The sequence below is a fragment of the Exiguobacterium sp. UBA6282 genome (genome assembly GCF_002440475.1).
GTDB lineage: Bacteria > Bacillota > Bacilli > Exiguobacteriales > Exiguobacteriaceae > Exiguobacterium_A.
Genome location: NZ_DJUM01000044.1, coordinates 22,624 through 28,861, shown reverse-complemented (window position 1 = coordinate 28,861; position 6,238 = coordinate 22,624). Strand labels below are relative to the sequence as shown.

At 45.9% G+C, this 6,238-nt stretch carries 8 protein-coding genes; all 8 read left to right on the top strand.

What is annotated here, in order from left to right:
- A partial coding sequence (gene trmFO / locus B2751_RS11545; RefSeq protein WP_290774880.1) for an FADH(2)-oxidizing methylenetetrahydrofolate--tRNA-(uracil(54)-C(5))-methyltransferase TrmFO occupies positions 1–1,112 on the top strand: 1,112 nt, incomplete at its 5' end.
- Between the two features lie 145 nt (positions 1,113–1,257).
- Positions 1,258–2,163, top strand: a complete 906-nt coding sequence (locus B2751_RS11540) for a tyrosine recombinase XerC (RefSeq protein WP_231496840.1) — start codon at positions 1,258–1,260, stop codon at positions 2,161–2,163.
- Positions 2,164–2,177: 14 nt separating this feature from the next.
- Entirely contained in the window at positions 2,178–2,729 is a 552-nt protein-coding gene (hslV, locus tag B2751_RS11535) for an ATP-dependent protease subunit HslV (protein WP_023468727.1), read from the top strand.
- Positions 2,722–4,095, top strand: a complete 1,374-nt coding sequence (gene hslU / locus B2751_RS11530) for an ATP-dependent protease ATPase subunit HslU (RefSeq protein ID WP_290774878.1) — start codon at positions 2,722–2,724, stop codon at positions 4,093–4,095. Before hslV ends, hslU begins: the two co-directional genes overlap by 8 nt.
- A gap of 16 nt (positions 4,096–4,111) precedes the next feature.
- Positions 4,112–4,891 (top strand): GTP-sensing pleiotropic transcriptional regulator CodY, encoded by a 780-nt coding sequence (gene codY, locus B2751_RS11525; protein ID WP_023468725.1) that lies wholly within the window; start codon positions 4,112–4,114, stop codon positions 4,889–4,891.
- Between the two features lie 251 nt (positions 4,892–5,142).
- Positions 5,143–5,505: a flagellar basal body rod protein FlgB gene (gene flgB, locus B2751_RS11520; RefSeq protein ID WP_290774876.1), complete on the top strand. Its 363-nt coding sequence runs from the start codon at positions 5,143–5,145 to the stop codon at positions 5,503–5,505.
- Between the two features lie 3 nt (positions 5,506–5,508).
- Positions 5,509–5,907, top strand: a complete 399-nt coding sequence (gene flgC, locus B2751_RS11515) for a flagellar basal body rod protein FlgC (RefSeq protein WP_035406970.1) — start codon at positions 5,509–5,511, stop codon at positions 5,905–5,907.
- Positions 5,908–5,924: 17 nt separating this feature from the next.
- The gene (gene fliE / locus B2751_RS11510; RefSeq protein ID WP_035406973.1) at positions 5,925–6,212 is read left to right on the top strand and encodes a flagellar hook-basal body complex protein FliE; all 288 of its coding nucleotides are present in this window, start codon (positions 5,925–5,927) and stop codon (positions 6,210–6,212) included.
- Positions 6,213–6,238 lie beyond the last annotated feature (26 nt).

The window sequence follows — 6,238 nt, the reverse complement described above, 5'->3', positions numbered from 1 at the left end:
GTGTATTAAAGGAAGAAATGCGTCAGCTCGATTCCTTGATCATGAAGGCGGCAGACTTAGCGAGCGTCCCAGCAGGTGGAGCACTTGCTGTCGATCGGCATGACTTTGCAGGATACGTGACGGAAACGTTAAAAAACCATCCGAACGTTACAGTCCACCATGAAGAAATCGAAGCGATTCCAGATGGTCCGACGATCGTTGCGACGGGTCCGTTGACGAGTGCGGCATTATCGGAATCACTTAAACAATTCACAGGCGAAGATTACCTGTACTTCTTCGATGCAGCGGCACCGATTCTCGACGGGGATACAATCGATCGTGAGAAGGTGTACCTAAAATCGCGTTACGATAAAGGGGAAGCTGCCTACTTGAATTGCCCAATGACGGAAGAAGAATTCCAACTCTTCTATGACGAGCTAATCAATGCGGAAGTCGTTCCGTTGAAGGAATTCGAAAAAGAGATTTACTTCGAAGGATGCATGCCTTTTGAAGTACTCGCTTCTCGTGGTCCGAAAACGCTCTTATTCGGACCAATGAAGCCAGTCGGACTCGAAGATCCGAAAACAGGAAAACGACCATATGCTGTCGTTCAACTGCGTCAAGACAATTCAGCAGGGACACTGTTTAATCTCGTCGGCTTCCAGACACATTTAAAATGGGGCGAACAAAAGCGGATCATTCGTTTGATTCCAGGTCTTGAAAATGCAGAAATCGTCCGTTATGGTGTTATGCATCGGAACACGTTCGTCAACTCACCGAACTTGTTGAAACCGACGTATCAAACACGTACGCGTGACGACTTGTTCTTTGCTGGTCAAATGACAGGGGTCGAAGGATACGTCGAGTCAGCAGCATCCGGCTTGACTGCCGGAATCAATGCGGCGCGTCTTGTTAACGAGGCAGAACCGGTTACATTCCCGCAAGAGACGATGATGGGTGCAATGTCGCATTACATCACGACGACGGAGGGGAAAAATTTCCAGCCAATGAATGCCAACTTCGGTTTGGTTCCGGCACTTGTCGGTCACCCGGTTCGGATGAAAAAACCAGAGAAGTATGCGCTCTATGCAGAGCGAGCGCTTGAAGCGATCAAAGATTTCACGGATATGTGATTGTTGATGGGGAGAAAGGCGTGATTCAGCGCTCTTTCTCCCCATTTCTTAATTTGTCATAAAAGCGTGATAATTTCGTTAATTTTTCGGTTTTTGGTCTATTGTCAGACTACTTGGTCTGTGCTATGCTAAGGGCGATTCGAGAATGAAATGGTCAGAAGGGGGCGCATTCATGGGGATAGACACTGCTTTTGAGCGACTGCTAGAAGATTTCATGCGGTATGTTCATATTGAACGTCAATTATCTCCGAATACAGGTCGCTCTTATGATCAAACACTTCGACAATACGCCGCTTTTTGCCGCGATCATCAATTACGATCGATTGAATTGGCAAGTGCACGGCGTTATTTGTATGCTCTTTACGATCAGGAGCTGGCGCGAGCAACGATTGCGCAAAAAGTTTCCTGCCTCAAACAATTTGGTCGTTTTTTGACACGTGACACCGATGAACCTAATCCATTTGATGGATTAAAAGCACCAAAACGACAACAAGGACTTCCGACATTCCTTGTCCCAACGGAATATGAACGTTTCCTCGATGCATTTCGATCGAGTGATACGCTTGGTAACCGGAATGTCGCGTTAGTGGAACTTTTATATGCGACGGGTATGCGAGTCAGCGAGGTCGTTCAACTGGATCTTCGTGATCTCGCAACTGATCATTCCTACGTCCATGTGTATGGAAAAGGTGGGAAAGAGCGCATTGCGCCAATTGGAACCTTTGCGAAAGATGCATTAGAACTGTACTTACCATCACGAGATCCAGTTGCAGGTCATGAGCAAGCATTGTTCTTGTCTCATTCAGGACGTCGATTGACAACGGATGCGATTCGGAAAATCATGAAAAAAGGGGAACAACTCGTTGGGAAACATGTGACACCCCATGCGCTTCGTCATAGTTTCGCGACGGATCTGCTAGAAAGAGGAGCCGATTTGCGAGCGGTCCAGGAGCTACTTGGACATGCATCTCTTTCGACGACCGGTCAGTATACACACGTAACAACGGAACGATTACGACATGTTTATCAACAAGCACATCCTCGTGCCTAAGGGAGGAAACATTGATGTTTCATGCAACGACGATTTTTGCGATTCAACATAACGGACAATCCGCGATGAGTGGAGACGGACAGGTGACTTTCGGAAACCAAGTCATCATGAAGAAAAGTGCGAAAAAAGTACGGCGCCTCTATGGTGGCAAAGTCATTGCCGGATTTGCTGGAAGTGTCGCGGACGCGTTTACACTCTTTGAAAAATTCGAAGCGAAGCTTGAAATGTATAACGGGAACTTACAACGGGCAGCTGTTGAACTGGCGAAGGAATGGCGAGGCGATAAGATGTTGCGTCAACTAGAAGCACTCTTACTCGTCATGGATGGAACACATCTATTACTTGTATCCGGAAACGGAGAAGTCATCGAACCGGATGACGGCATTCTTGCGATCGGTTCAGGTGGTAATTATGCGCTTGCTGCAGGTCGCGCGTTAGCTCGACACGCAAGTCATCTCACGGCAGAAGAAATCGCTCGTGCGGCGCTTGAGACGGCTGGAGAACTCTGTGTCTTTACGAACGATCAAATCATCTTAGAAACGATCGGAGGCAATGACCATGCATGAATTGACGCCAAGACAAATCGTCGAGAAGTTGAATGAACATGTCATCGGACAAGCTGATGCTAAACGTGCGGTGGCGATCGCTTTACGTAATCGATACCGTCGACAATTACTCGATGCATCGATGCGGGATGAAGTCACGCCAAAGAATATCCTGATGATCGGACCTACCGGTGTCGGAAAAACAGAGATTGCGCGACGTCTCGCGAAACTCGTCCGAGCGCCGTTCGTCAAAATCGAAGCGACGAAGTTCACGGAAGTAGGATATGTCGGTCGCGACGTAGAATCGATGGTACGAGATCTTGTGGAAGCGTCTCTACGTCTTGTCAAAGATGAGAAAAAAGAAGCGCTTAAAGATCGGGCGGAGGCAGTGGCGAACGAACGAATCGTTGATGCGTTGTCTGGCAAAAAAGCGTCATCTGGTCTCGGTGGTGGAACGAATCCGTTTGAGATGTTGTTCGGTGGGAACCAAAAGCAGCAAGAGCCAGATACATCGGAAACAACAGCTGATCGTTCGCTACTCCGTCAGCAATTGCTGACAGGTCAACTCGAAGATCGAATGATCGAGGTCGATGTTGAAGAACGTCAAGTTGATTTATTCTCCGGACAACAAGGCATGGAGGGGCTCGCAAATCTTCAGGATATGCTTGGACAAGTCATGCCGAAGAAAACGAAGAAGCGCCAGCTCACGGTTAAAGAAGCACGTCCGATTTTGACCGCAGAAGAAGCGGAACGATTGCTTGACTTAAATGAAGTTCATGACGAAGCGGTCCGCCGTGCAGAACAAATGGGCATCATTTTCGTTGATGAGATTGATAAGATTGCGACAAAGGGACATGATTCAGCAGGTGTTTCACGAGAAGGTGTTCAACGAGATATTTTGCCGATCGTTGAGGGATCGACGATCGTCACGAAATATGGACCAGTCAAGACGGATCATATCTTGTTTATCGCTGCCGGTGCATTCCATATGGCGAAACCGTCTGATCTAATTCCTGAACTCCAAGGTCGTTTCCCGATCCGTGTCGAACTCGACAGTTTGACGGAAGATGACTTTGTTAAAATTTTAACTGAACCGAATCAAGCATTACTCAAACAATATAAAGCATTACTAGGGGCAGAGCACGTTCATGTCACCTTTACAGAAGAGGCCATTCGTGAAATTGCACGGATTGCTGCACAGGTAAACGATGAGACGGATAATATCGGAGCGCGGCGCTTGTATACGATCATGGAGCGCGTACTTGAAGAATTATCCTTCGAAGCAGCAGACATGCCTGAAACGGATGTAACGATCACGCCACAATACGTGACGGATCGTGTTGGAAAAGTAGCAGATGATCGAGACTTAAGTCAGTTCATCTTATAAAGTGGAGGAAGAAAAAATGAATTTATTGGCGAAAACGCGGAAGCTGAATACGATGTTACAACAAGAAGCAAGCACACATGTTGATTTCAAGGTCATGGCTGATCGGCTCAGCGAAGTCATGGAATCGAACACATTCATCGTAAGTCGACGCGGTAAGTTACTAGGTATCGCAATTAAGCAACAAATCGAAAATGACCGGGTCCGTGGTTTCTTGGAAGAACGCCAATTCCCGGAAGATTACACGAAAAAATTATTTAACGTCACTGAAACGACAGCAAACATTGCCATCGATAGCGAACACACGGCATTCCCAGTCGACAACCGTGATACGTTCGAAACGTCGAAAACGACGATCGTACCAATCATCGGTGGTGGAGAACGCCTTGGTACGCTTGTCCTAGGCCGTATGGTAGAAGATTTCAACGAAGAAGATCTCGTGCTTGCAGAGTATGGGGCGACAGTCGTTGGGATGGAAATCCTTCGTGAGAAGGCTCATGAAGCGGAAGACAAGGCACGTAAGAAAGCAGTCGTTCAGATGGCGATCAATTCGTTATCTTATTCAGAACTCGAAGCAATCGAACATATCTTCGAAGAACTCGAGGGTAATGAAGGACTACTTGTCGCTTCAAAAATTGCCGATCGTGTTGGTATTACGCGTTCTGTTATCGTCAATGCACTTCGTAAACTCGAAAGTGCAGGAGTCATCGAGTCACGTTCGCTTGGTATGAAGGGAACGTATATTAAAATCTTAAATGATAACTTCCTATATGAATTAGAGCGAATTAAATCAAACTAAAAATAGAAAATGGCTATTAATAAATAAGAGACCTAGTAAAGTACTAGGTCTCTTTTGTTTGACTAGGTATTATTTATCATTTTTATAAGAAAAGGGAATAAAAAACAGAATATTAGCATCTCATTACCCTATTTTTCAAAAAACTTCTTTTCAAACATTGACCTATTTGTTTCAATTATTTCAGATGTGTTACTAATGACTTAATATTTGTCGCAAATTCGAATACTAGTTCCATGAGTGGAGGAAAGAACATGAATTGGTTAGGGTCTGACTACAGTTTGATGACGCAAGCCGTCAATCGAACGGTCATGGCACAAGAAGTTATTGCTAAAAATATCGCGAATATCGATACACCGGGTTATAAGGCGAAGCGAGTGGCGTTTGGAGATGTTCTCGATTCAGAGATGAAGATGAGCCTAAAACGTCATGCAACAATCGGAACGACCGGTAGTATCGTCGATCGACCAAATACGATGCGTAATGATGGAAACGGTGTCGATATCGATCTTGAGATGTCTGAATTATCACGCAATCAAATTGAGTATGAGGCGCTCGTGGAGCAATTAAATCGTAAGTTCTCGGGTATCCAGTCTGTCATCCGGGGAGGAAAATAATCGATGAGTATGTTCAATGGCTTCCATACATCTGCGTCTGGGCTTACTGCCCAGCGTTTACGACTGGATACTGTCTCAGCAAACATCGCCAATGCTCAAACGACACGTGGTGAGCTTGTCAACGGTCAATGGCAACCCTATGCGAGGAAACTTGCTGTTTTAAAAGAAACTGCTAATGGGGTCACGGTCAGCGAATTGAAGAAAGATCCTGAACCGTTCAAATTAGAATATAATCCGACGCATCCAGATGCGGATGAACTTGGATACGTCAAGATGCCGAATGTCGATCTATTGAAAGAAATGGTCGACATGATGGGAGCGACACGTTCTTACGAAGCGAACGTAACGGCCTTAAATGCAACAAAAGCGATGCTCGTCAAAGCGATGGAGATCGGTAAATAGATAGAGGAGATGACGGGATGGCAATTCAACCTATTCAAAACATGCAAATGGTCTTACCCACTCAGACAATCGCGAAGACGACACCAAGTGATTTCAGTGAGGTGCTCAGCGAGGCGATGAACGGACTGAATGCAACACAGCAAGCCTCATCTCAAGCGCGTGTCGACCTAGCGACAGGGAAGACGACGGATCTACATAACATCATGATTAAAACAGAAGAGGCATCGCTTTCTATGCAACTCGCCCTTGAAGTCCGAAACAAAGGCATCGAAGCATACCAAGAAATGATGCGTATGCAACTGTGACTGTTAAGGAAAGCGTGGGAGATGTT